The organism is Nocardia sp. NPDC055002, assembly GCF_053608825.1.
In genome coordinates, this window is record NZ_JBSGWE010000004.1 from 917,195 (window position 1) to 942,109 (window position 24,915).

The following is a 24,915-nucleotide window of genomic DNA, read 5'->3' on the forward strand; positions in this document are numbered from 1 at the left end:
GTGGCCACGCGGACGATGGTGCGGCATGATCCGAACCGCATCGCGCGTCGTCGATGCGCGACGATCGAGAGGACTCACCGAATGCGGATCTGTCTGATGGCCGCGGCGCTGCTCGCGCTGCCCGTGCTGGCGGCCTGTGGCAGTGGCGACGAAGCACCGGCGGTTACTCAGGCCGAGCTGTCGAAATCGTTGCAGGACAAGGGGTTGAGCAACCCCGCGCTGGCCGACTGCGCCGCGCAGGTGTTCCTCGACTCCGGGATGTCGCAGGACGGGCTGCGGGTGATGGTGTCGAACGCGAAGTCCGACGATCCGGCCAAGCTGCTCAGTGAGGGCGACGCGTCCAAGGTGAGCGCGGCCCAGTCGAAGATCGCGGCGGATTGCGTGCGCGTGGGGAGCTGATCGGAGCCCGTATCGATCGCGCCGATTCAAACCCTCGTCGGGGTCGGCTGCCGGTGTTGCACTGGAACAGCCGACGACGAGGAGGAACTGCCCGTGACCACGGAGAGAATCGCCGACCAGGTCTCGTTCGCCTACTGGGTACCCAACGTCAGTGGCGGGCTGGTGACCAGCGATATCGAGCAGCGCACCAGCTGGGACTTCGACTACAACAAGAAGCTCGCCCAGACCGCGGAGCGCAACGGTTTCGACTACGCGCTCACCCAGGTGCGCTACACCGCGTCCTACGGTGCCGAGTTCCAGCACGAGTCGACCTCGTTCAGTCTCGCGCTGCTCGCCGCCACCGAGCGGCTCAAGGTGATCGCCGCCATCCACCCCGGGCTGTGGCATCCGGCTGTGCTGGCCAAGTTCGGTGCCACGGCCGACCATCTGTCCGGTGGCCGGTTCGCGATCAATGTGGTGTCGGGGTGGTTCGCCGGCGAGTTCAAGGCGCTGGGTGAGCCGTGGCTCGAACACGACGAGCGGTACCGGCGCAGCGCCGAGTTCCTCGAGGTGATCCGCAAGATCTGGACCGAGGACGCGGTGAACTTCGGCGGCGACTTCTACCGGATCCGGGACTTCACCTTGAAGCCGAAGCCGCTCAACACCCCCGAACGCCCCAATCCCGAACTGTTCCAAGGCGGTAACTCGACGGCGGCCCGGCGCAACGGCGGCCGCCATGCCGACTGGTACTTCTCCAACGGCAAGGACTTCGACGGCGTCACCGAGCAATTGGACGATCTGCGCGCGGTGGCCAGGGAAAACGAGCGCGAGGTGAAGTTCGGGCTCAACGGGTTCATCATCGCCCGCGATACCGAGAAGGAAGCGCGCGACACCCTGCGCGAGATCGTCGAGAAGGCGAACAAGCCCGCGGTGCAAGGGTTCCGCGACGCGGTGCAGCAGGCAGGCGCGTCCACCGGTGACCGCAAGGGCATGTGGGCCGACTCCACGTTCGAGGACCTGGTCCAGTACAACGACGGGTTCCGGACCGGGCTGATCGGCACGCCCGAACAGATCGCCGAGCGGATCGTGGCCTACCGGGCGCTCGGCGTCGACCTCATCCTGGCCGGCTTCCTGCACTTCCAGGAAGAAGTCGAGTACTTCGGCGCCAAGGTGCTGCCACTGGTGCGTGAACTGGAGGCCGCCGCGACGCCGGTCGCGGCGGGACGCTGATGACGGTGGTGACCGCCGAGCGGATCACCACGGCGGACCAGGCGGTGCGGATCGCGACCGAGCTGGCCGAGGTGTTCGCCGCCGGCGCCGCCGAGCGTGATCTCTCGCGTCGGCTGCCGCACGAAGAGCTCGATCAGCTGTCGGCCAGTGGGTTGCTCGCGATCACGGTGCCCGCCGAGTTCGGCGGGGCGGACCTGCCGCCGAGCGTGGTCGCCGAAGTGGTGCGAGTCCTGGCCGCGGCCGATCCGAACATCGCGCAGGTGCCGCACAGCCACTTCGTGTATCTGAACCTGTTGCGGCTGGCCGGAACCCGGGCCCAGCAACGCGACTACTTCGGCAAGGTGCTCGCGGGTGCGCGGATCGCCAATGCGCAGTCCGAGCGGGGTGGGGCGACGGTCGCCGACATTTCGACGGTGCTGCGGCCGGACGACGATACGAGCGCGGGCGATGCCGAGTCGTCGCGGGCCGATGTCACGGGCGATGCCGATTCAGCGCGTATCGAGGCTCGGCGGTTCGTGGTCGAGGGGACGAAGTATTACTGCACGGGGTCACTGTTCGCCGACGTGCTCGCCGTGCTGACCAGACTCGATGACCCGCAGGGTATTTCGGGGCTGGAGCCCGGGGAGTATGTGGCATTCGTGCCCGCGCTCGAACCGGGGGTGCGGATCGTCGACGACTGGGATGCGCTGGGGCAGCGGACAACCGGCAGTGGGACAGTCGAGTTCGTCGCGGTGACGGTCGGGCACGAGCAGCTGGTCTCGCGGGCGTCCGCGGTGAACGCGCCGACCGGGTACGGGGCGTTCGCGCAGCTCCTGCACGCCGCGATCGACGCGGGTATCGCGCGCGGTGCGCTGGAGGCAGCGGCCGAGTTCGTGCGCACGCGCAGCAGGCCGTGGTTCGAGGCCGAAGTCGCGCACGCGGCTGACGATCCGCTGGTCGTGCAGCGGTTCGGGGAATTGGCTGTCGCCGTCGCGGCCGCGGAATCGACCCTGATCGTCGCGGGTGCGGCGGTGGACGCGGCGGTCCGGCCGAGGGTGGTGGCCGTCGCGGAGGACGCCCATCCGGGTGTTTCCATCGACGGCGGCGCACACGCCTCGATCGCGGTCGCGACGGCCAAGATCCTCGCCGATCGTGCTGCGAACGAGGTATCCGCGGCGATATTCGAAGTAGGCGGCACCCGCAGCGCCGCGGCCGACCATCGACTCGACCACTTCTGGCGCAACGCGCGCACCCACACACTGCACGACCCCGTTCGCTGGAAATACCAGCACATCGGGCGGGCCGTCCTGCACAACCGGCCGCCGCCGTTGCACGGCGTCATCTAGAACCACCACGCGAGACAAGGACAGCCCATGACAGTGACGGTCGTCGTCGGAAACCCGAAACCCGCCTCGCGCACCCTCGCCGCGGCGGTGCAGGTCGCGCGGGCACTTCGCCCTGATGCCGAGCCGCAGGTGATCGACCTGGTCACCCTCGGGCCCGGGCTGCTCGGCTGGGGTGACCCGGCGGTGGCGGCCGCCGCGCGCACCGTCGCGTCGTCCGAGCTCGTCGTGTTCGCCAGCCCGACCTTCAAGGCCACCTACACCGGGCTCCTGAAACTGTTCCTCGAACAGTTCGACGGCGGTACCGGGCTGGCCGGTGTGGTGACCGTGCCGGTGATGCTCGGCGCGGGTCCGGCCCACGCGCTCGCGCCCGATCTGCTGCTCAAGCCCGTGCTGGTGGAAATCGGTGGCACCGCCGCGCTGCCCGGGCTCTATCTGTCCGACCGGACTTTCGGTGAGGACGGCGTCATCGAGGAATACGCCCGGCGATGGGGACCCGTCGTCGCGGCACTGACAGACCCGGCCGTGCGGCCGGTGGAGGCAACGAATCATGCATGAGCTCCTGGACTTTCCCGCCGACGGCAACGGCTTACGCCGCGCCTTCGCCAACTTCCCCAGCGGTGTGGTGGCCGTGTGCGCCGAGATCGACGGCGTCCCACACGGTTTGGCGGTGAGCACCTTCGTGCCCGTCTCCCTCGATCCGCCGCTCGTCTCGTTCTGCGTCCAGAACTCGTCGTCGACCTGGCCGAAGCTGGCCGGTGCAGGCCACCTCGGGCTCAGCCTGCTCGGCACCGATCAGCAGGCCGCGGCCAAGGCGCTCGGCGCCCGCAACGGCGACCGCTTCCGGGAAACCGCGCTGCATCGTGGAACCGGCGAGGCGGTGTTCATCGACGGCGCGACGGCCTGGATCGAAGGGGTGCCGGAAACGCAGGTCAGCGCGGGCGACCATCTCGTGGTGATCCTGCGCGTGAATCGTGTCGCCGCACGGGAGGACATCGATCCACTGGTGTTCCACGGCAGCAAGTTCCGGACTTTGCACACCGGCTAAACCGGCGCGACGACGAAGGCTCCGGATCGAGTGATCCGGAGCCTTCGTCGTACCGCTCAGGACGGGCGCTGATCCGGCACTCGGCCGCGGATGAAGATCACCAGCACGTAACCGCTGATGATCAAGAGCATGGTGAACAGGCCCGCGGCTTGCAGGAGACCACCCGAGGAGGCGTCGGTGGCGACCTCGTCGATGCCGCCGGTGGCGAGCATCGTGGTCGGGTCGGTCAAGCCGTGCATCACCATCGCACCCACCAGAAAACCGGTCACCCGCATCGTGAGGTACATCAGCACGCCGAACGAGAACGTGTAGAGGACAGTGGGGCCGACGACCGTGATCGACTGCCCGCCGAGCAGGTTGGTGCTGTGCGACAGCGCGAAGGCGAGCGCGGTGAGGGCCGCTACCGCCCGCTCGCCATGGCCGGCGTCGCGCAGCATCTTGACCCCGAACCCGCGGAAGATCAGTTCCTCGGCGAACCCGATCAACAATCCGGAGCCGAGCATGAGCGCGACGACGTCGGCCTGATGGCGGCCCCAGTCGATCCCGAGTACGCGCAGGACGATCGGCGTAGCGACGATCACCGGTGCGATCCACATCCACCTCGACCGATAGATGGGCTGTCGGCCGAACATCTCCCGGTTCCAGCCGAGATAGGCGGAGAAAGCCACCAGCACAATGGATCCGACGATCAGCGATGCGGTGACCTGGAAGAACACACTGCCCGAGCTGCTCAGCAGATCATCATCGGCGTAGTGCCCGCCGAGTCGGCTGATCAGCGTGCCCGAGCCGATGTAGATCCCGAGATAGACAGCGACGAAGGCGAGAAATCGCCAGAATCCGCCGCGGTTCATGAAGCCACGCAGCCCGCGCTGTTCCTGCGATACAGACACCGTCGTGGTCATGTCGACTCCATGCTCTATCGGGCAAAAGCTGAGCATGTCCACGCTATGCGATGAGTATTCCGGCAGTGCGGATTTCGCCAGCGCGTCCGGGCTGAGTGCCGACGACCTGCCATCGAAACGGCGAAAGCCCCCGGGTGACCTGGGGGCCGTCTTGTTGAGCGATGACGGGAATCGAACCCGCCATCTGCTTGGGAAGCAGGCGAATAGGCAGGAATGACCGTTTGACCTGGGCTCACGGTAGTGCGTGGGGTACCCGGATTTACCCCTGCTGACCCTGGTTCATGGCATGTATGTGGCACGACGGGGGATCGTTCACATCGGGTCTATTCGGCATCGTTCGTAGCGGGTGGTCCCGTTCTGGTCCCGCTGGTCTTCTTGACTCGAACCTCTAACCTGCCGGTTCTCTCGGCCGTCTGCCGCTGTCCGCCGTTGTTCCTCGAAACCTGCAGCTATCGGCGTTTTTCGTGACGACAGCGACGTCACTGTCGGGCGCAGTATGCTCGAATCGCCGGGCATTTATAGTCGGAAAGTAGTAGAGGGGTCGGCAGGTGAGCGACCCCTATCCCGTGGTCGTGCCCACATGCCCGAACCCGTAGCCAAATGGCCAGCCTGTGCAGGCGTCGCTGTCGGCAGAAGTGAAGCAGAGTGCTACTGGCCAGGCTGACGTACTCGTGCACGGACGCCGAGATCTCCACGAGTCTCGGACGTTGCACTTCACTATGACGAACGCCGCTGTGGCAGCACTCCGTACTCATTGCCCGCGGCGGTGTCAGGACGACCCGTACGCGGCATCACCTTTCCAAAATCCTGATTCCGCCCAAACGTGATGCTCAGCCACAACCAACCTACTGGTACGGAATACGGCATCGGCCGTCAATCACCAGATCATCTACATGCGTTTGGGCACTTGTAGAATTTGCGAAATGTGCTGATACACGCTAGTTTCAAGGAGTGCGTCCAATCACACCTGAGGTGCTCAAGCAGCTGAAGATCGCAGATTCTCTTGCGCGTATAGCAGATGCAGAACGAAACCTTGTCCCTCTGGAACCTGGCTGGGACCATCTCACCCTCAACAACAGAACAATTAAGAATATTGCTATCTACATCGAGTCCCTTTGCAGTACGGGAATTGAGGTCGCGACCGAGCGCGAGCTAATTGCCCGGAAGCCCGGCCATGGCGTACGGCCGGTAGCTTTCTGGGGAATGAAAGAACAAATTCTTTACGATGCACTAACTACCGCCGCCTTGCGAACCCTGCCTAAAATGGATCGAAGTGCAGAAAAATATATAGAGTTCGCCACTGCGCCAGTATCTTATTCTCGTGAAATTCAAGAGAATAAGAACTCAGCTGACACAGATCGACTGCTATTTTCTATTCTTAACTCACAGGTGAAGTATGTCGTAAAGTCTGATTTGACTTCCTTCTATCAATTCATCGACCATGCGCTACTCGCTGACGAGTTAATTGCCCAGGGCGCCAATTTTGAAGTAGTTTCGCATCTAGTGGACTTGCTTTCGGAAGTCACCGGTCGACCATCAGGCCTTCCTCAGCTATACCATGCCTCCGATCGACTGTCGGAGGTTTATGCAGATCTAGTCGAACGTTCACTTCTGCGCCAAGGATTTGCCGTCTGGCGCTTCAATGATGATTTCAGAATAGCCTGCAAAGACTTCGCCGAATCAATCGCGGCCATCGAAGCACTCGACAGTGCTGCAAGATCGGTCGGGCTTGCAATGAATGAGCTGAAAACATTTACGTACCACTTTTCTAACTATGTTTTGGCGACATTGGGCCTTGATGTGCTTCCTGAAAATGGAACAATATCGGCAGAGGAGGTTGAGGCAGTAGCCGGTGACTACACCGACAACTTCGCCGAGAAACCAGATTCTGCCCTTGCTCTGATCAGGTCTGCGAACATATCCGGAAAGGACGGAATCGACCTACGAACCGCTGATCGCGAGGCTGTTCGTAAGATGCGGCGCGCTCTACATGCACTGGCCGGTGACAATAATGTAGGTGCATTCGAATCCATCAGGCTACTGATCGGCTTTGTTCCATCGCTGACTCCAGATCTGATCAAGTATTTGATAACAGCTGGCGTCGGTGAGCATCAGGGGCAAGCAGGAGAAATCCTTGATTCTGTAGTGGAATCCGTCTCGCTGAACACGTGGCAGCGGGTTTGGGTAATTGAGGCTTATCGCTCTCTTGAGCTTCTTTCCGTTGCAGGCCCTAAGCTTGATAGTCGGTTGGCATGGGTTCAGAATTGCTTCTTCACCGGAAAAGAGCCGTTGAGGGCAGTCGCATTTAGAGCGCTGGCATCTGCATCGCATGTCTCAATTATTCAGGCAGTAACGGAAGCAACTGAAGCACCCGAAGCGGTCCGGTCTTTTTACTTTGCTAGCGTGCGCGACCGTGTACCATCCGACCCAACGCCAAGCGAAGAGAATTCTGTCTCTGCTCTAAGGGCCACCGATGCAATCACAAAGGCCCTTCTTGCCTGATGACATCATTGCGAAAAGTCCCATGGGATATCACCGATGAAGCTTTGAGTCTTCTGCACCTGACAGCAGCAGACTTTGCATCTCTCCCGCCAGCCAGCAGGAGGCGATGGTCAGGCTCACCAACTGCGGCCACATGGGCAAGGTTTGACGCACGGCAGGTCAGATCCCAGGGTCAATATCTTCGGATGGTTAGCATCGTAGAAGCCTACGTTGACACGATTTCCGAGGTTCTCTTTGATCGTCGAGTTAAATCACTCGACCCATTTTTTCGCAACCTGACGGCAGTCATCCAGGAAAAATCATCCGTCAGTTGGCATGAACGAAAGAAATGCTTCGATATTCACCACGGTTTCACTATCCACAAGTGCGCGGGGTGGGACGAATTTGATCGAGCGATTGAGGTCCGAAACTCAATTGCGCACGGACTCGGAGTAATTACAAGAAAGCAAATGGGCGAAGATAAAGACTCAAAGATCAGGCAGGCGAAAGTTAAGATATCAGACAAAAGAATCGAGATAACAAGAGAGTCACTCGACCTCTGCTTTACTTCTTGCGTTACGCTAATAAATTCGATTGATAGCCAGCTCCCGCGGCCGTAAGCGTCCGCACATGTGTAACCAGCATGTCTTCGCAGGTGCGGACTCGGCGTCCGGCCGGTTCATTACGAGTCGAAAAGCTGGTGTCTGCTGGCGATCTGCTGACGTTCGTACCCCTGCGTGAAGTGCTGAAATGCTTCCGTGGGGTCTTGCCGTGTCCGGGGTCGTTTGGGTGACATGTGACAACGCCGTGACAACTTCGGGTGCCGGCTTCTTGGCCCTGTTCTAGGGTGGGTTGTACCCACCGGGGCTGGCTCACCGCCTGCCCGATACGGCCTGCCGTTCACGCGCAGAGGCTCACAGGTCCAGGGTTGCTCAGCAATCAGCGAAGCTGACGCCATCGGCGCCCTTGATATGTGAGGGGCGCGGGATCACAATGCAGGCCAACCCAGAGCAGGCGACGCGGCTACCGGTCGCGATACCACCGTCCTCACCGCGGATTCCGTTCAGCAATCAGCGGGACACGTTGATGTTCGAGGGCATGCGAACGATCTGGAACGCGTCGCTGGCGATCGCAGTCGGCGGGAAGCAACGTGGGGTTGGGCTTTCGCAATCGGTGTCGGCAGCAGGATCTAGATTTACTCCATGTACTACACCCCGGGGTGGGCAATGCTGGCCACAAGCGCAGTCGGAATCGTCGGTGTTGGCGGCACACTTGCATCTGCATGGATGACCCAACACAAGACCGACAAACGGTCGGAGAAGGACCAGGAGCATCAGAGTGTTCGGTTCCAGAGCGCGCGGCGCGACCGGCACTACGAACAGCAGCGTCACGCGATCGCCGAGCTGATCGCCCTTGCAACCCGAGTAGCGACCAATTCTCGGTTGATCGCCAGCGCAGTCGAGTCAGGAGAAGTCGGGGTATCGCAGGACACCGCTGAATCCCTCGATGAGGTCGCGAAGAACCTACGTGACAAGCCCGCGCAGCTCGCTCGCGTGAGGCTGATCATCGGAGAGGAAGGCGTTCTGACCGGGGTTTCAGAAGTTGACAAATCGATTGAGAATCTCCGAAGCAGCATGGGGAGCCCGGGCATGTCCGGCATCTCTGAAACGGAATCTAGCCAGTGGATCGCGGGCGTGCGACAGCGAGCAGATGACGTCAACGATCGTTGCGACGATCTGGTTTCCATCGCACGTCAGAAGTTCTGGTCCGAAGCCCCGTAGCACTCAGGGTCACGCGTCTACCAGTCGCGATACCACCGGGCTCACCGCGGCAAGATCTGGGAACAGCATCTAGCCGCCCTGGATGAGGTTGAAGACGCCGAGGAGCAGTAGTCGGCAGATTGGTGCCCTGCCGTCCCGTGTGGGGAAGGCGTCGCCACGCGGGCGGCAGGGGGTCCGGGCTGGGATCGGCTTCGTTGGTGATCCGCTGCCGACGTCGTTGTCGGTGTCCGAAAGGGTGAGAAGGGGGCTTCGGCCCAACCCCACAACGTGCCGATTCGTCGTCAGCTTCGTCCGCTCGGGCCGGACCACAGCCAGTCGACCGGGCAGGGTGCCGGCGGATTCGTCGTCGATTGCGGGAGGTCGGTCGGGGACGGCTGGTGTCGTGCCCAGCGCTGTTCGGTTGACAGAGGAGCTGAGCCAGTGAGGAACGGTCGCCTTCGGTAAGCGCGTGCTCGTCGCCGACGTGCCGACGGGCCGGGCAGTGAGGTACGAGCAAGCCCACTGCGCGTCGTCCGCGCGGCGGCGGCGCGCAGGCGCCGCCGCAGGCGACTTGACTCTATATAGCGAAATTCAGCAACCACTCCGTGAAAGTGACTGGCGTTGAACAACTCGGGACGTTCACCGGCGGCCCTGGGATGTGGTCGACCTCAAGCTGCGACCGCACATTCTGCGGTGGAGCGATGAAATCAGGGTGCGGTCCGACTGGCTGCCCTGGCAGCATGGCCGGAATGTCGGATCTGCTGTGGAAAGAGGTCAAGAACTTCTTCGACCCGAACCTGATGGGTACGCTGCCGGATCTCTGGGTGCCGGACGTCACGGTCGCGGATTGGCAGGTGGTGTTCGACCTCGTCCAGTCCAGCGGGTGGCCATGGGACTACTTGGAAGGTGACACCGTGCGACCGTTGCCGCCTGCTGCGGAGGTGCTGCCGCCCCCTGCAGATGCGGAATACATCCGACTGCGGGTCTGGCCTGCCCCGGGCGTGCAGGTGACCTTTTGGCCGATGTCCGCCACAGAGATCGATTTCGACGTCGACCTTCGTGAGCTGCAAGGCCAGGCGGGAGTGGATACCCTGTGCGACTTCGTATGCGCGATCGGTCGTCGACTGGGCAAGCCAGTGCTTATGAGCGCCGAAGGTCAGTACGGATACCCACTGCTCGGGTTCGACCCGGCAGCCGACCGGGTGGTGCTGCTCGCAGATCCAATAGACCACGGATAGGTCAGCTCGGCGATGAGCTGAAGGTGACGGGCGCTGCTCTACTGCGAGATCGGTTTGCCGCGAACGGCTTCCAGAAGCGCCGACATGCTGGGCCTCGAAGTCGGGGATGTCGACCAAGGATCTGATGTCCCGTATGGGCCACGACGATATGCGGGCCGCGCTGATCTACCAGCGGGCAACCGATGACGCCGAACGCCGCATTGCCAGCGATCTTTCGCAGATGGCCAAGGACTACCGCGACGGACGTTCCAGTGCCTAAGTGGCACGTGTGTGGCACGGCTGCCCCTCGGGAGAACCTTGGCCAGACCGACAGAAACAACAAAACCCCCAGGATGACCTGGGGGTTTTGTCTTTGAGCCGATGACGGGAATCGAACCCGCGCCATCTGCTTGGGAAGCAGAAGTTCTACCATTGAACTACATCGGCACTACGCCGTTGGGCGCGTTCGCGACTCTATCAGAACTCTCGCGCGGTGACGCGGGGGTTGTCGGGGAACGGCTCGTGGGCGGATGAGGGCGCTCGGCGGGGGTGGGCGCAGGGGTGGGGGTCCTACCTGGGCCGTAGCTGCCTACACTGGGCCGGTGCTGCTCTCCGATCGTGACATCAGGGCCGAGATCGCCGCTGGGCGTCTCGGTGTCGAACCGATGCTCGAGTCGATGGTTCAGCCGTCGAGCATCGACGTGCGCCTCGACGGGCTGTTCCGGGTGTTCGACAACAGTCGCTACACCCATATCGATCCGGCGCAGCAGCAGGACGAGCTGACCAGCCTGGTCGAGCCGAAGCCGGGGGAGCCGTTCGTGCTGCATCCGGGGGAATTCGTGCTCGGGTCCACGCTCGAGGTGTGCTCGTTGCCCGACGATCTGGCGGGGCGGCTGGAGGGCAAGTCGAGTCTGGGGCGGCTCGGGCTGCTCACGCATTCGACGGCGGGGTTCATCGATCCGGGGTTCAGTGGGCACATCACCCTGGAGCTGTCGAATGTGGCGAATCTGCCGATCACGCTGTGGCCGGGGATGAAGATCGGGCAGCTGTGCCTGATCCGCCTGTCCAGCCCGGCCGAGCACCCGTACGGCAGCGCCAAGGCTGGGTCGAAGTATCAGGGTCAGCGGGGGCCGACGCCGTCGCGGTCGTACCTCAACTTTCCCCTCTCTCCCGATTCCCTGAGCGCGGTCGAGACCCGCTGAGGGCCCGCCGCCACGGCGATACTCAGCACCAGCGACAGCGCGGGCAGGGTGTCGCCGCCCCCGGACGGCGGCCGCACCCAGTGACAGCCCTCGCGACTCCAGCGGCCCAGGTTGGTCGGCAGCATCACGGCGCTGCCGGTGCCGGGGATATCGATATCGAGCCCCGCGAGCTCGGCGGCCTCTTCCTCGGAGGGCCTGGCGTCGGGTACGGCGAGCACGCTCCAGCGGATCTGACGCGCCAGCACCGGACCCTCACAGCGTTGCTCGCGCAGCGCCATGAGCACCTTCTCGGCGCGCGTGGTCGGTAGATGCACCACGCACAGCCGGTCGGTGATCGGCAGCATCACAAAGCCGCCGCGCTCGCGGACGGGTAGCCGGAATTCACGCTGGTAACACCGCACCCAGTCGTCGACAGTTCTGGCTTCCACGCTTCCAGAATCGCGCACGCACGTGCGCGTGACCACTGCCCCGCACCGCCCTTTCACTGCCTCTGGCAACCGATTCCACGAACTTGTGGCGTGTCTCACTGTGACGCTCGTACTCTGGGGGGAGTTGTCCGTCGGATGAGGTGACGCCGTGGTCGGGGAGTGGACAGGGAGAGAGGCCAGAGCTCTTCGCGATGCCAAACGAATGAGCATCCGGGAGTTCGCGGCTCATCTCGGTGTGCACGAACGATTGGTGTCGAAGTGGGAGGCGGGCGGGGTGCGGGTTCGCCCGCGTCCGGTGAATCAGGCCGCGCTGGATACGTCACTGGCCCGGTCCGATGATGTTGTGCGCGCGCGATTCTCGACCCTGCTGGCGCCCGCGGGTGATGCCGACCTGCTCGCGTTCGTCGATGCGGGAACTGTCAAAGGTGCTGTGCCCGAGGTGTTGTCGGAGAGGGAGTTGATCATGGCGGCTGCGCACGAGGCCAGCGAACACGCGGCCGCCGCGGAGGGCACCAACGTGGGGGCCACGACGCTGGCCCAGCTCGACGCCGACGTGCGGCGCATCGCCAACGAATACGTCCATGCCGCACCGGCACCGATGATGGTGGAGATGCTGCGGGTGCGCAGGCGGGTGTATCGACTACTCGACGGGCAGCAGAAGCCGGTCGACACCAGCCACCTATATCTGCTGGCGGGGACACTGTCCGGGCTGCTGGCCAACGCGAGCACCGACCTCGGCTACCTCGACGCCGCGGGCGAACAGATCAGGGCCGCATGGGCTTACGCGGAACTGAGCGGGCACAACGGGTTGCGCGCGTGGACGCGCGGCATGCACGCGCTGATCGAGAACTGGTCCGACCGGCCGCGCAACGCCGTCCAATTAGCGCGCAGCGGGCAGGAATTCGCCGGGCCGGGACTGGGGCGGGTGCGGCTGCTCAATATCGAGGCGAGGGTGTGGGCGCGGCTCGGCAGCGACGCCGAGACCGACCGGTGCCTGCGCGCGGCCGAGGTGGCGGCCGGTGACCGCCGCGACGAACTGCACGACGAGATCGGCGGGGTGTTCGGCTTCGGCCCGCCCAAGGCCGCCTACTACGCCGGCGCCACCTGCATCCAGCTCGGCCGCGCCGAACAGGCGCTGGCCGCCACCGAACGCGCGATCACTCTCTACACGAGCGGCCCGCCGCTGCAACGTTCCTACGGCGCCGAATCGCTGGCCCGCGTCGACAACGCGGCCGCCCACCTGATCAACGGCAGCATCGACGGCGCCGCCGACGCCCTGCGCCCGGTTCTCGACCTGCCCGAGGACAAGCGCATCGCCCAGCTCGGCGAACGCCTCGTCGGCCTGCGCCGGCGCATTGCCGCCCCGACCTATCGCGACGCGGTGGAAGCGCGCGGCTTGGACGAACGCATCGAAGAATTCTGTGTGGCGACCGCGGCGCTCGGCAGCCACCCCCGACCGTAGCTGATCACCTGGCGCCTGGTTACCCACGAACATGGGGTACAAGCCAGCTGCCCGCCAACCTGCCCGTCAGCGGTCAACGCGCGTCTCACCGGCCTGGGTCCGGCCGATAGCCGCGGGTAAGCGGAAAGAGTTTGCCTCGGATGGCAACATGGACGCGTGAGTCCTCAATCGCCGCATGTGCCCCCGCGCGTTCTCGAGCAGTCGACGAAACTGCAGAACGTGGTCTACGAGATCCGTGGGCCGGTTCACGCACAGGCAGCACGCCTGGAGGCCGAGGGCCACCGCATTCTCAAGCTCAACATCGGCAATCCCGCCCCGTTCGGCTTCGAGGCCCCCGATGTGATCATGCGCGACATCATCGCCGCGCTGCCGTATGCCCAGGGGTATTCCGAGTCCAAGGGGATCCTGTCGGCGCGGCGTGCCATCGTCACCCGGTACGAGCTGGTGCCGGGCTTCCCCGAGCTCGATGTGGACGATGTCTACCTCGGCAACGGGGTGTCCGAGCTGATCACCGTCACCATGCAGGCGCTGCTCGACAACGGCGACGAGGTGCTGATCCCGGCCCCCGACTACCCGCTGTGGACGGCCATGACCAGCCTGGCCGGCGGTACTCCGGTGCACTACCTGTGCGACGAGGAGAACGGCTGGCAGCCCGATATCGCCGATATCGAATCGAAGATCACCGACAAGACCAAGGCCCTGCTGGTGATCAACCCGAACAATCCGACGGGTGCGGTGTACTCGGCGGAGGTGTTGCAGCAGATCGTCGACCTGGCGCGCAAGCACCGGTTGCTGCTGCTGGCCGACGAGATCTACGACAAGATCCTCTACGACGACGCCAAGCACATCTCGCTGGCTTCGCTCGCTCCCGATCTGCTGTGCCTGACGTTCAACGGTCTGTCGAAGGCGTACCGGGTGGCCGGTTACCGCTCGGGCTGGCTGGCGATCACCGGGCCCAAGGAGCACGCGGCCGGTTTCCTGGAGGGCATCGACCTGCTCGCGTCCTCGCGGCTGTGCCCGAACGTGCCTGCCCAGCACGCCATCCAGGTGGCGCTCGGCGGCCATCAGAGCATCGACGATCTGATCCTGCCCGGCGGGCGCTTGCTCGAGCAGCGCGATGTGGCGTGGGAGCGGCTCAACATGATCCCCGGTGTGTCGTGCGTGAAGCCGCGTGGCGCGCTGTACGCGTTCCCGCGGCTGGATCCGAATGTGCACGAGATCCACGACGACGGGAAGCTCGTGCTGGATCTGCTGTTGCAGGAGAAGATCCTGATGGTGCAGGGGACCGGCTTCAACTGGCCCGCGAACGATCATCTGCGAATCGTGACGCTGCCGTGGGCGCGGGATCTGGCCGTGGCGATCGAGCGGTTCGGTAATTTCCTGTCCAGTTACCGGCAGTAGAGTTACAGGCGATGCTCACCTGTCACGGCTTTGACCAGTGAGTTTATGGGCTCTGGGCAGGATGGCCATCCTGGTATGCCAGGTAAAACAGACTGTGAGTTCGGAATGTTGGATGTTTTGAAGATCTACTAGTGCAAAAGTCCATCTTTTGTGTACAGTAGACCTCGGCGCTTCGGCGCCCTGGCCCGGTTGTCTACCCCCCCTGGACAACCGAGAGCCTTAGGTACGCGCGCCTACCCCCCTGGGCGCCTGCCTCCGGCGGCGGAGACACCCCCCTGCTCTCCGCCGCCCACAAACCCGCCTCCCCGGGTCCAGGTCAGACCTGGACCCGGGGAGGCTTTTTTGTGCGGCCAGGGGTACTGGAGTTACCGATGTTGTCGCGAGATCTGGTGTTGCGGGCGTGTTATTGAAAACGAGGTCCTTTAAGCTCTGGTCGTGAGCGAGCATCATCACCATCACGACCATTCCGGGCCCATCGCCATCAGTGACACCGCGGCGAAGGTCGTCGTCGGGTTGCTGGGGATCATCGGGGTGGTGGTGTTGGTCGCGACGGTGATTCTGTGGCCGAGCGCGCAGCACGTCGAGATTCCGCTGCCGATGCAGACCATGTCCGGCGGGGCCGTGGAGACCGAGGCCGGAACCGTTGTCATGCAGGACATCGGGCCCTGCGGGAGTCCATCGAACGGCAAGGTGTTCGCCGACAAGCCGGAACCGCCGCGGACCGCCTCCTACACCTGTCAGCGCAGCATCATCGATATCAGGTCGGGGCCAGACGAGGGCAAGAAGACGCTGTTCGAGATCGCGCCGGGGCCGGGGCAGCCCGATCTGCGGACAGGCGACGACATCCGGGTGGTGCGGGCCGCGGATCCGTCCGGGGTCACCATGTACGCGTTCGAGGACTACTCGCGCGGGCTGCCGCTGACCTTGATCGTGCTCGCTTTCGTCGTGGTGATCTGTGTGGTCGCGCGGTGGCGGGGATTCCGGGCGCTGGTCGGGTTGTGTTTCGCGTTCGGCGTGGTGGTGATGTTCCTGTTGCCCGCGCTGCTCGACGGGAAGTCGGCGATCCCGGTCGCGCTGGTGTCGGGGGCGCTGATTCTCTACGTGGTGCTCTACCTCGCCCACGGGGTGAATCTGCGGACCAGTTCGGCACTGCTCGGCACGCTCGCGTCGATGGTGGTGGCGGCCGTGCTGTCCTGGCTGGCGATCGAGGTCACCCATCTCACGGGGCTGTCCGAAGAACAGAACACCAACGTGGCGACCTACATCCAGCACGTGAGCATCACCGGGTTGCTGCTGGCGGGATTCATCATCGGCTCGCTGGGTGTGCTCAACGACGTGACCATCACGCAGGCCTCGGCGGCCTTCGAACTCGCCGCGCTCGATGAAGGAGCGTCGCGTCGCGAGATCTTCACCGCGGCCATGCGGGTCGGGCGCGACCACATCGCCAGCACGGTCTACACGCTCGTGCTCGCCTACGCCGGCGGGGCGCTGCCGCTGCTGCTGTTGTTCAGCATCGCGGGGCGATCGATCACCGACGTGCTGACCGGCGACGCGGTGGCCATCGAGATCACGCGTTCGGCGGTGGGCGGTATCGCGCTGGCGTTGTCGGTGCCGTTGACGACCGCGATCGCGGTGATGCTGGCCCGGCCGTTCGGTGCGAAGCAGGCCGCGGTGGCGCCCGCGCGGGCCAGGCACGCGCGCAACTGAGACTGATCGAACGCCGGTCCGGCCCGCGGAACTCGGTTCGGCGAACCGGTCCGGCGTTCAGCAGGCAGGACGGCTACTGGCCGGCAGGCGGGAAGCCGGGCAGGACCACCGGGGGCAGGGTGGGCAGCACCACCGGCGGCAGCCCGGGGACGACGGTGAAGGTGTTGGGGCCCTGGGACGGCGGCGCGGCGGTGGTTTCCTCGGCTTGACGCGGATTGACCGGTGGCGCGGCGACGGTTTCGTGCTGAGCCTCGGTGGTCGCGACCGAGGCCGTCGTCGGGCCGACGGCGGTGGGGCGCGGCGCGGTGGTGGCGGGGACGGCTTGCGAACCATCGCTCGACGAACCGCGCTCGAGCACTTCGGGGCCGTAACCGAGGCCGAGGCCGATCGCCGCGACCACCACCAGCGAACTCACCGTCAGCACCGCCACGTTCAGTTCCCGGCGGGAATGCGCGCGGCTGGTGAGTGCGCTGAGCGGGCGACGACCACGGGTCGGCGCGGTGAGCCAGGCGGGGGTGGCGTCGTCGTGGTCGCCCACCGGGATCGGCGCCGGGGCCACGGGAGCCTGCTGGACCTGGGCGGGGCGGGCCAGCAGCGCGGCACCGCGGGCCAGCGCCGTCTCCGGCTCGGCGGGCACGATCACCGGCACGCCGATCGTGCGCTCGAGCACGCGCGCGATCAACGGAATCCGGGCGCCACCACCGAGAACCAGCACCGCCTGCACCGGATGCTGCGCGCGGATGATGACATCGCGGGTCATCCGGGCCGACGACTCGATCGCCAGCATCATCAGCGCTTCGAAATTCTCCTGTGTGAGCAGTACCAAGCCCTGCTCACTGGGCAGGGCTACCGCGTTGCTGTTGGACAGCTGCTCCTTGGCGGCCCGGCACAGACCGTCGAGAGCGGCCAGGCCCGCCGGGTCGGCCGGATGCGCGATCCGGCCCGAGGCGATCTGCTGCTCCCTGATCAGCGAATCCAGGTAGTCGCCACTGATGTCGCTGATCCGCTCGCACTGGTACACATCGCTGGTGCGGGCGTTGATCACGCTCACCGTGAGACCCGAACTGCCCAGGTCGTAGACGGCCAGGGTGGACACTTCCCGCATATCGCTGGTGGCATGGGCGAAGTGCACGGCGGCAACGGCTTCGGGAACGAGCTGGTAGTTCGTGAGCTGGCGTCGCGCCATCGCCGCGCGGACCGCCCTGGCCTGCGGTTCGCTGCGGAAGGTGATGGTGGTGGCGGCGATCTCCGGCGACGCGGCCAGCGTGGCGGCGATCGCGTCGGCGGCGGACTCCTCGGCCTGCTGTTCCGGCATCGAGATCGATTGCACCTCGAACGAATACGGCGGAACGGAACCGTGCGGGCCACCGTGCTGCGGACGCGCGAGGCGCACCGTCCCGGCCCCCACCGATATTCCCAGAACCGAACTCATCCGCTGCCCATCTCGTCCGTGCTGCACGACATGCGAGGGACTGCGATAACGCGGACCGAAATCCGCCCAGCCCCCGCTTGGCTCGTTACTCTACGGGGTGCCGAGTCCGGCGTATACCCACCCGGCCGCACGCCAGGTTGTGCTGTCCAAGCAGTTGCGACCGTCGATGATCGAACGGGACCGTACCACCGGGTCGAGGTCGGCCGGCGTCAAAGCGGTGAATTCGTTCCACTCGGTAAGGACCAGCACCACATCGGCGCGATCACACGCCTCCGAGACCGAGGTGGCGTAGTTCAACGTGGGGAACACCCGGCGCGAATTCTCCACTGCCTTGGGGTCGTACACGGTGACGACGGCGCCGTGCAGCTGGATCATCCCGGCCACGTTCAAGGCGGGCGAATCGCGCACATCATCGGATTCGGGCTTGAAGGCCGCGCCGAGGACCGCCACATTCGCGCCGAGCAGGGAACCCCCGCAGGCGCGGGCGGCCATGTCGACGACCTTCGTGCGGCGGCGCATGTTGATGTTGTCGACCTCACGCAGGAACGCCACGGCGTGATCGGCGCCGAGCTCACCCGAGCGCGCCATGAACGCGCGGATGTCCTTGGGTAAGCAGCCGCCACCGAAACCGAGTCCGGCATTGAGGAACCGGCGGCCGATGCGGGCGTCGTAGCCGAGCGCATCGGCCAGCATCGTCACGTCGGCGCCGGTGGCCTCACACACCTCCGAGACGGCGTTGATGAACGAGATCTTCGTCGCCAGAAAGGCGTTCGCCGAGACCTTCACCAATTCGGCGGTGGCCAGATCGGTGAGCAGGAAGGGGATCTCGGCGGCGATGAGGTCGGCGTAGATCTCGCGGATGTGCTCCTGCACCCACGCCGAGCGTTCGCGGCCGTGATCCAGTCCGAGGACCAGGCGGTCGGGGCGCAGGGTGTCCTGCACCGCGAAACCCTCGCGCAGGAACTCGGGGTTCCAGGCGACCTCGACGTCGACCTTCGCTTGCTCGCGAGCCCGAATGCCGAGGGCGGCGGCGGTTCCCACCGGGACGGTGGACTTGCCGACGATCATCGCCGGGCGTTCCAGCATCGGGGCGAGCGTATCCACCACCGCGTGCACGTATTTCAGATCGGCGCCGTACTCGCCCTTCTTCTGCGGTGTCCCGACCCCGAGGAAGTGGACGTCGGCATGGGCCGCGGCATCGGAGTAATCCGTGGTGAATCGCAGACGGCCGGCGGCGAGGTTGCGTTGCAGCACTTCCTCGAGTCCTGGCTCGTAGAACGGCACCACACCATCGGCCAACTTGGCCACCTTGCCGGGATCGACGTCCACCCCGACCACGTCGTGTCCCAACTCGGCCATACACGCTGCATGCGTGGCTCCGAGGTACCCCGTTCCGAAGACTGTGCATCGCATAGTTCTGTTGGTAAGCGGCGCGCGTGGCTACGCCGCGTCAGCGAGGCAAGAGGGGGCGCAACATCTGGTGTACAGGGGGAAACGCGAGCTGGGGATATCGGCGTGCGGGGCCCTCACCTGCGGAAATGCGATAGCTGCCGGGTGCACGGTTCGGATCGTCGGCCTGCACTCGTGGCGAGCCGCCCGGGTTCGCGGGGATTGGCATAATCGTGCGGGATCGCATGAATACGCCATCGCGGATGGAGCATTGACTGTGCGTCGGGTCCTGTTCGCCACGGGTGGATCACTGGTGGTGATGCTGATCGCGGTGGTCGCGTTGTGGCCGGTGTATGTGCGGCCGCGCACGGACGACCCGCAGGTCGCCGACGCGATTCTCGTTCTCGGTGGGGCGCACGACGGGCGCGAACAACTCGGGCTGCGGTTGGCCGCGCAGGGGTACGCGCCACGCGTCCTGATCTCCAACCCCTACGAACACAGCCCGATGGTGAATCGAATCTGCCACGGGGGCTACAGCTTCGAGGTGATCTGCTTCGACCCGAGTCCGCGCACGACCCTCGGTGAAGGTCGAGAACTGGCGCGCCTGGGGGCCGACTGGGACCGCGTCATCGTGGTCACCTTCACCCCGCACATCTCCCGGGCCCGCTACATCCTCGGTGAATGCTGGGATGGTGAGCTGCTGTTCGCCGACCCGGAACCGCACCTCTCGCCCGCTCGCTGGGCTTGGGATTACGCGTATCAGTCGGCGGGATTCGTGAAGGCCTGGTTCGCCGACTGCTGAACGCGTAAGGCCCCGCTCCGAAGCGGAGCGGGGCCTTACGCGGGAAAACTGGTGGGGGTGAGCCCGATCAGTTGGCCGGAGCGAGCTCGGGAGCCGGAGCCGCGACTGCCTTCGGCTTGTCGGCCCACACGGTGGTGCCGTCCGCAGCCTGCATGACGTTGAGCAGCTCGAAGCCGGCGACCAGCATGGTCGGACCACCGATGGCGATCATGCCGAGCACTCCACCGACTGCGGCACCGGTGCCGAAGCCGGGGACGCAACCAACAACCGGAAGAACGAAGAAGCCGATAGCGCAGCCCGCGATGGCGCCGATGGCCGTACCGACGAACGTGCCGATGGCGGTGCCGATGCTGAACTTGCCGGCGAAGTCGTTGATCGCCTTCTGGTTCTCCTGAGCCGAGGCGATCTCCTGCCCCTTCAGGACGGGCTTGACCGCGACCGGGTTGGCCGCCACGTCCACGCCGGCCGGCTTCTCCGGGGTCAGCGAGAGCACGGTGGAGTCCTCGGCGACCTTGACAGCGGTCGGGATCTCGGTGCCGTTGATCGCGAAGGCGATCGGCAGCGCTACAACGACGCCACCTCGGGAGTCCTTGATCTCGGCGACCTTGGTCTTGGGCGCTTCAGGGGTCTCGCCAGCCTGCTCGACGACCGAGAAGGTGCCGTTCTTCACGGTGGCGACAACGGTCTTGTCAACCAGCTTGACCGAGTATTTGATGTCCTGCGGTGCCTCTTCGGCATGAGCGGTGCCCATGGCCACGGTCATCGCCCCGATAACCAGCGCGGCAGCCGCAGTGGTCCTACGGAAGTTCATTCAGGTTCCAATCCATCAGGTGTGGTGCGGTGTGCGATCCAGCGACACGCGAGACTCGTCAAGTAGGCATCCCTATGAGATGTCCCCTACTTCTCCCCGAGCAGTGTGAAGACCGGCACAGCATGCAGAACAGCTGGAGCCTAATGTACTGAATCCCCTGAGGCCAGAAGGAATTTCGATGGGCTTAGTAAGCCTGACCTTAGCTTCGCCGCAGTTCACGCACGGTTTACGGTGTTCAACAGTCGTTACGGAAACCCCGTGGCAAACTTTTTTGTGATATTGCTCACAGGCAAACCACAGGTCAAGTCCCAGTAAACAAGGTCAGAGCGCAAATGCCGATCCTACGGTGGACACCGGTAGTTACTGGCCGGTAACTTAGTGGCGGTTACGATACGAGCAACCGGGTGAGGTCTCCTCGCTCAGACCCTCGTGTTGCCTCGAAAGAAAGGTCGCGACATGAATGCCCTGACTATCACGTTGGGCACGATTGGAGCTGTGCTCAGCCTGTTCTGTTGGGCGTCGTTTATCGGCGGCGCATGGAACATCGGCAAGGCCATCACCATCGGCCAGACGGCCCCCGATCGTTGGCGACCGTTCTTCCCACGGTTCAAGAACATGTTCGTCGAGGTCGCGGCCCACACGCGGATGAACAAGTTCCGCACGGTCGGCTGGGCGCACTGGCTGGTGATGACCGGCTTCATCCTCGGCGCGATCCTGTGGTTCGAGGCCTACGGCCAGACCTTCGACGGCTCGTTCCACTGGCCGATCATCGGCAACTGGGCGATCTACCACCTGGTCGACGAGATCCTCGGCATCGGCACCGTGGTCGGCATCGGCGCGCTGATCATCATCCGTCAGCTGAACCACCCCCGGATCCCCGCGCGCCTGTCGCGGTTCAGCGGCTCCAAGATGGCGCCCGCCTATGTCATCGAGACGATCGTCTTGATGGAGGGCCTCGGCATGATCTTCGTCAAGGCGGGCAAGATCGCCACCTACGGCCACGGCCACGCCTCGACCGACTTCTTCACCATGCAGATCGCCAAGCTGCTGCCCGCGAGCCCGACCATGGTGTCGATCTTCGCGTTCATCAAGCTGATGTCGGGCATGGCCTTCCTGTACCTGGTCGGCCGCAACATCACCTGGGGCGTCGCCTGGCACCGCTTCTCGGCCTTCTTCAACATCTACTTCAAGCGCGAGGCCGACGGCAGCGTCGCCCTCGGCGCGGCCTCGCCGATGATCTCCAACGGCAAGGTTCTCGACATGGAGAACGTCGACCCCGAGGTCGACACCCTGGGCGCGGGCCGCATGGAGGATTTCTCCTGGAAGGGCTGGCTCGACTTCACCACCTGCACCGAGTGCGGTCGCTGCCAGTCGCAGTGCCCCGCCTGGAACACCGGTAAGCCGCTCTCGCCGAAGCTGCTGATCATGTCGCTGCGCGACCACGGTTACGCCGCCGCCCCGTACCTGCTGGCCGGTGGCCGCAAGGACGCCGGTGGCGACGAGGTCGGTCTGGTCGACGCCGACGGCAAGCCCGACGAGGCCGCGCTGGCCAAGATCCCCGAGGCCGCGCGTGCGGAGGCGGATCGTCCGCTGGTCGGGGGCGAGGACGTCCACGGCATCATCGATCCCGAGGTGTTGTGGTCGTGCACGACCTGTGGTGCCTGTGTCGAGCAGTGCCCGGTCGATATCGAGCACGTCGATCACATCATCGATATGCGCCGCTACCAGGTATTGATCGAGTCGGAGTTCCCCTCCGAGCTCGCGGGTCTGTTCAAGAACCTGGAGAACAAGGGCAACCCGTGGGGGCAGAACTCCAAGGACCGCCTCAACTGGATCAAGGAAGTCGATTTCGACATCCCGGTCTTCGGTAAGGACGCCGACAGCTTCGACGGCTACGAGTACCTGTTCTGGGTCGGGTGCGCCGGTGCCTACGAGGACCGGGCCAAGAAGACCACCAAGGCCGTGGCCGAGCTGCTGGCGACCGCGGGCACGAAGTTCATGGTGCTGGGTGCGGAGGAGACCTGCACCGGTGACTCGGCGCGTCGTGCGGGTAACGAGTTCTTGTTCCAGCAGCTGGCGTTGCAGAACATCGAGGTCATCAACTCGGTGTTCGAGGGTGTCGAGCAGTCCAAGAAGAAGATCGTTGTCACGTGCGCGCATTGCTTCAACACGCTCAACAACGAGTACCCGCAGGTCGGTGGTCGCTACGAGGTCGTGCACCACACCCAGTTGCTGAACCGGCTGGTGCGCCAGAAGCAGCTGGTTCCGGTCGCGACGGTTTCGCAGAACATCACCTATCACGATCCGTGCTATCTGGGTCGGCACAACAAGGTCTACGACGCGCCGCGTGAGTTGATGGAGGCCTCGGGGTCGAATCTGATCGAGATGCCGCGCCATGGCGAGCGGTCGATGTGCTGTGGTGCCGGTGGTGCCCGGATGTGGATGGAAGAGCAGCTCGGTAAGCGGATCAATGTCGATCGGGTCGATGAGGCGTTGTCGACGAATCCGACCAAGATCGCGACGGGTTGCCCGTTCTGCCGGGTGATGCTCAACGATGGTGTGACCGCGCGTCAGGAGCAGGGTCAGGGCGAGGGTGTCGAGGTTGTCGATGTCTCGCAGTTGATGCTGGACTCGATCACCCGTATCGATTCCGCCGCGCTGTCGGCGAACCTGCTTGTCGTGCAGGAGCCCAAGGCTGAACCGGAACCCGAGGTGGAACCGGAGCCGGTGGCCGAGGTCGCGACCGCGACCACCGCCGCGCCGAAGGCCGCTCCCGCCGGTGGCGGACTGGGCATGAAGGGTGCTGCCAAGGCTCCCGGCGGTGGACTCGGGATGAAGGGCGCTGCCAAGGCGCCGGGTGCGAAGGCATCCGCTGAAGCGCCTGCGGCTCCGGCCGCAGCTGCTCCGGCCAAGGGTCTGGGCATGAAGGGTGGAGCGAAGGCTCCCGGTGGCGGCCTCGGTATGAAGGGTGGCGCCAAGGCTCCTGGTGCCAAGGCTCCCGCGGCTGACGCGGCTCCGGCCGATGCGGCTCCGGCCGCTGAGACCGCGGCTCCTGCCGCTCCGGTCAAGGGGCTGGGTATGAAGGGTGCTGCCAAGGCTCCTGGCGGGCTCGGGATGAAGGGTGGGGTCAAGGCTCCGGGGGCGAAGGCTGCGGCTGCTCCTGCCGCGGAGGCTCCTGCCGCCGAGGCCGCTCCTGCCGAAGCTGCTCCTGCTGCGGCGCCCGCCGCGCCGGTCAAGGGACTTGGGATGAAGGGCAAGGCCAAGGCTCCTGGTGCCAAGGCGGCCGCTCCTGCGGCTCCGGCAGCCGAAGCGTCAGTGGCGGAGGCGGCTCCCGCTGAAGCTTCTGCCGCTGAAGCGCCTGCCGCCGCTGCGGTTTCGGCTCCTGCCGAATCGAAGCCGTCGGTTCCCGCCAAGGGTCTGGCTATGAAGTCCGGGTTGAAGCGTCCGGGGCCGAAGGCGCCCGGTGCTGCGGCTCCGGCAGCTGCGCCGGTTCCGGCTGCGGAGGCTTCGGCTGCTGCTCCGGTCGAGGCGGCTCCGGTTGAGTCGTCGGCTGCGGCCGAAACCGAAACTGCTGCGGCGGAACCGGCTGCTCAGGCCGAGCCTGCCAATGGCAATGGCAATGGCACCTCGGTGGTGCCGCCGACTGCCAAGCCGGGAGGTCTCGGGTTCAAGTCCGGTGCGAAGTCGCCGGGGCGCAAGAGCTGACAGCTGAAGATGGACTACCAGTGAGGCGCGGATTCTTCGGAATCCGCGCCTCACTGGGTTTCTGCGGAGGTACTCGGGTGTGCCGGGTGGGTGGTTCTGTGGACAGTTGTTCGGTAGTCCCAGACGGTTTGACGCTGTGTTTATTGGCGCGCTGGCGCGCGCGTGTCCGCGGCCCTGAGGGGCCGCGCGGCAGGGGGGGCCGGAAGGCGGGCTGAGGCGCGAGAGCCGGCGGCCGGAC

At 64.8% G+C, this 24,915-nt stretch carries 20 protein-coding genes and 1 tRNA gene; 15 read left to right on the plus strand and 6 right to left on the minus strand.

What is annotated here, in order from left to right:
* The first annotated feature begins 81 nt into the window (after window positions 1-81).
* The 5 genes from ACWF99_RS21010 to ACWF99_RS21030 all read left to right on the plus strand — a co-directional run bounded on the left by ACWF99_RS21010 (window position 82) and on the right by ACWF99_RS21030 (window position 3,978).
* A complete protein-coding gene (locus ACWF99_RS21010; RefSeq protein ID WP_378635204.1) occupies window positions 82-399 on the plus strand; it encodes a hypothetical protein in 318 nt (105 codons plus the stop codon).
* A gap of 93 nt (window positions 400-492) precedes the next feature.
* A complete protein-coding gene (gene sfnG, locus ACWF99_RS21015) occupies window positions 493-1,608 on the plus strand; it encodes a dimethylsulfone monooxygenase SfnG (RefSeq protein ID WP_378635207.1) in 1,116 nt (371 codons plus the stop codon).
* Complete coding sequence (locus tag ACWF99_RS21020) at window positions 1,608-2,933, plus strand: acyl-CoA dehydrogenase family protein (RefSeq protein ID WP_452537147.1); 1,326 nt, start codon at window positions 1,608-1,610, stop codon at window positions 2,931-2,933. The genes sfnG and ACWF99_RS21020 overlap by 1 nt, the downstream gene beginning before the upstream one ends.
* A gap of 27 nt (window positions 2,934-2,960) precedes the next feature.
* On the plus strand, window positions 2,961-3,488 hold the full coding sequence (locus ACWF99_RS21025; RefSeq protein WP_378635212.1) for an NADPH-dependent FMN reductase: 528 nt from the start codon (window positions 2,961-2,963) through the stop codon (window positions 3,486-3,488).
* On the plus strand, window positions 3,481-3,978 hold the full coding sequence (locus ACWF99_RS21030) for a flavin reductase family protein (protein ID WP_194829384.1): 498 nt from the start codon (window positions 3,481-3,483) through the stop codon (window positions 3,976-3,978). The genes ACWF99_RS21025 and ACWF99_RS21030 overlap by 8 nt, the downstream gene beginning before the upstream one ends.
* Window positions 3,979-4,034: 56 nt before the next feature.
* On the opposite strand, the gene ACWF99_RS21035 is transcribed toward ACWF99_RS21030, so the two are convergent.
* Window positions 4,035-4,880, minus strand: a complete 846-nt coding sequence (locus ACWF99_RS21035; RefSeq protein ID WP_452537148.1) for a CPBP family glutamic-type intramembrane protease — start codon at window positions 4,878-4,880, stop codon at window positions 4,035-4,037.
* 951 nt (window positions 4,881-5,831) lie between these two features.
* Here ACWF99_RS21035 and ACWF99_RS21040 point away from each other — a divergent pair.
* The 4 genes from ACWF99_RS21040 (at window position 5,832) to ACWF99_RS21055 (ending at window position 10,618) form a co-directional block, all read left to right on the plus strand.
* A complete protein-coding gene (locus ACWF99_RS21040) occupies window positions 5,832-7,382 on the plus strand; it encodes a hypothetical protein (protein WP_452537149.1) in 1,551 nt (516 codons plus the stop codon).
* Window positions 7,383-8,563: 1,181 nt separating this feature from the next.
* Window positions 8,564-9,142, plus strand: a complete 579-nt coding sequence (locus tag ACWF99_RS21045) for a hypothetical protein (RefSeq protein ID WP_452537150.1) — start codon at window positions 8,564-8,566, stop codon at window positions 9,140-9,142.
* Between the two features lie 728 nt (window positions 9,143-9,870).
* Window positions 9,871-10,359, plus strand: coding sequence for a hypothetical protein (locus ACWF99_RS21050; RefSeq protein WP_452537151.1), 489 nt, complete (start codon window positions 9,871-9,873; stop codon window positions 10,357-10,359).
* 106 nt (window positions 10,360-10,465) lie between these two features.
* Window positions 10,466-10,618: a hypothetical protein gene (locus tag ACWF99_RS21055; RefSeq protein WP_396970038.1), complete on the plus strand. Its 153-nt coding sequence runs from the start codon at window positions 10,466-10,468 to the stop codon at window positions 10,616-10,618.
* Between the two features lie 96 nt (window positions 10,619-10,714).
* On the opposite strand, the gene ACWF99_RS21060 is transcribed toward ACWF99_RS21055, so the two are convergent.
* A tRNA-Gly gene (locus ACWF99_RS21060) sits at window positions 10,715-10,785 on the minus strand.
* A 155-nt stretch (window positions 10,786-10,940) separates the two neighbouring features.
* Between ACWF99_RS21060 and dcd the strand changes: the two genes are divergently transcribed.
* Window positions 10,941-11,540: a dCTP deaminase gene (gene dcd / locus ACWF99_RS21065; protein WP_067455312.1), complete on the plus strand. Its 600-nt coding sequence runs from the start codon at window positions 10,941-10,943 to the stop codon at window positions 11,538-11,540.
* Here dcd and ACWF99_RS21070 read toward each other — a convergent pair.
* The gene (locus tag ACWF99_RS21070) at window positions 11,459-11,968 is read right to left on the minus strand and encodes a hypothetical protein (RefSeq protein WP_378635220.1); all 510 of its coding nucleotides are present in this window, start codon (window positions 11,966-11,968) and stop codon (window positions 11,459-11,461) included. The two genes, dcd and ACWF99_RS21070, sit on opposite strands and share 82 nt — an antisense overlap.
* 202 nt (window positions 11,969-12,170) lie before the next feature.
* Between ACWF99_RS21070 and ACWF99_RS21075 the strand changes: the two genes are divergently transcribed.
* The 3 genes from ACWF99_RS21075 (at window position 12,171) to ACWF99_RS21085 (ending at window position 16,538) form a co-directional block, all read left to right on the plus strand.
* Window positions 12,171-13,430: a helix-turn-helix domain-containing protein gene (locus ACWF99_RS21075; RefSeq protein ID WP_378635223.1), complete on the plus strand. Its 1,260-nt coding sequence runs from the start codon at window positions 12,171-12,173 to the stop codon at window positions 13,428-13,430.
* A gap of 156 nt (window positions 13,431-13,586) precedes the next feature.
* Window positions 13,587-14,831: a pyridoxal phosphate-dependent aminotransferase gene (locus ACWF99_RS21080; RefSeq protein ID WP_378635225.1), complete on the plus strand. Its 1,245-nt coding sequence runs from the start codon at window positions 13,587-13,589 to the stop codon at window positions 14,829-14,831.
* A 435-nt stretch (window positions 14,832-15,266) separates the two neighbouring features.
* The gene (locus tag ACWF99_RS21085; protein WP_378635228.1) at window positions 15,267-16,538 is read left to right on the plus strand and encodes a YibE/F family protein; all 1,272 of its coding nucleotides are present in this window, start codon (window positions 15,267-15,269) and stop codon (window positions 16,536-16,538) included.
* 73 nt (window positions 16,539-16,611) lie between these two features.
* Here the strand turns inward: ACWF99_RS21085 and ACWF99_RS21090 are convergent, their stop codons facing one another.
* A complete protein-coding gene (locus ACWF99_RS21090) occupies window positions 16,612-17,970 on the minus strand; it encodes an Hsp70 family protein (protein WP_378653978.1) in 1,359 nt (452 codons plus the stop codon).
* Between the two features lie 90 nt (window positions 17,971-18,060).
* Window positions 18,061-19,383 (minus strand): UDP-glucose dehydrogenase family protein, encoded by a 1,323-nt coding sequence (locus ACWF99_RS21095; protein WP_378635233.1) that lies wholly within the window; start codon window positions 19,381-19,383, stop codon window positions 18,061-18,063.
* A 253-nt stretch (window positions 19,384-19,636) separates the two neighbouring features.
* Here ACWF99_RS21095 and ACWF99_RS21100 point away from each other — a divergent pair, with 253 nt between their 5' ends.
* Entirely contained in the window at window positions 19,637-20,161 is a 525-nt protein-coding gene (locus tag ACWF99_RS21100; protein ID WP_452537180.1) for a YdcF family protein, read from the plus strand.
* A 67-nt stretch (window positions 20,162-20,228) separates the two neighbouring features.
* On the opposite strand, the gene ACWF99_RS21105 is transcribed toward ACWF99_RS21100, so the two are convergent.
* Window positions 20,229-20,972, minus strand: coding sequence for a hypothetical protein (locus tag ACWF99_RS21105; RefSeq protein WP_378635235.1), 744 nt, complete (start codon window positions 20,970-20,972; stop codon window positions 20,229-20,231).
* A 456-nt stretch (window positions 20,973-21,428) separates the two neighbouring features.
* Between ACWF99_RS21105 and ACWF99_RS21110 the strand changes: the two genes are divergently transcribed.
* Window positions 21,429-24,677 carry a (Fe-S)-binding protein gene (locus ACWF99_RS21110; protein ID WP_452537152.1) on the plus strand — a complete coding sequence of 1,083 codons (3,249 nt, stop codon included), beginning with the start codon at window positions 21,429-21,431 and terminating at the stop codon, window positions 24,675-24,677.
* Window positions 24,678-24,915: the final 238 nt, after the last annotated feature.

Coding starts and splice junctions, on each gene's coding strand:
- ACWF99_RS21035 (WP_452537148.1), bottom strand. CDS start 4,880: ATGACCACGACGGTGTCTGTATCGCAGGAACAGCGCGGGCTGCGTGGC.
- ACWF99_RS21055 (WP_396970038.1), top strand. CDS start 10,466: ATGTCGACCAAGGATCTGATGTCCCGTATGGGCCACGACGATATGCGG.
- ACWF99_RS21090 (WP_378653978.1), bottom strand. CDS start 17,970: ATGAGTTCGGTTCTGGGAATATCGGTGGGGGCCGGGACGGTGCGCCTC.
- ACWF99_RS21075 (WP_378635223.1), top strand. CDS start 12,171: ATGAGCATCCGGGAGTTCGCGGCTCATCTCGGTGTGCACGAACGATTG.
- ACWF99_RS21010 (WP_378635204.1), top strand. CDS start 82: ATGCGGATCTGTCTGATGGCCGCGGCGCTGCTCGCGCTGCCCGTGCTG.
- ACWF99_RS21020 (WP_452537147.1), top strand. CDS start 1,608: ATGACGGTGGTGACCGCCGAGCGGATCACCACGGCGGACCAGGCGGTG.
- ACWF99_RS21050 (WP_452537151.1), top strand. CDS start 9,871: ATGTCGGATCTGCTGTGGAAAGAGGTCAAGAACTTCTTCGACCCGAAC.
- ACWF99_RS21030 (WP_194829384.1), top strand. CDS start 3,481: ATGCATGAGCTCCTGGACTTTCCCGCCGACGGCAACGGCTTACGCCGC.
- ACWF99_RS21110 (WP_452537152.1), top strand. CDS start 21,429: ATGAATGCCCTGACTATCACGTTGGGCACGATTGGAGCTGTGCTCAGC.
- ACWF99_RS21045 (WP_452537150.1), top strand. CDS start 8,564: ATGTACTACACCCCGGGGTGGGCAATGCTGGCCACAAGCGCAGTCGGA.
- ACWF99_RS21095 (WP_378635233.1), bottom strand. CDS start 19,383: ATGCGATGCACAGTCTTCGGAACGGGGTACCTCGGAGCCACGCATGCA.
- ACWF99_RS21105 (WP_378635235.1), bottom strand. CDS start 20,972: ATGAACTTCCGTAGGACCACTGCGGCTGCCGCGCTGGTTATCGGGGCG.
- ACWF99_RS21025 (WP_378635212.1), top strand. CDS start 2,961: ATGACAGTGACGGTCGTCGTCGGAAACCCGAAACCCGCCTCGCGCACC.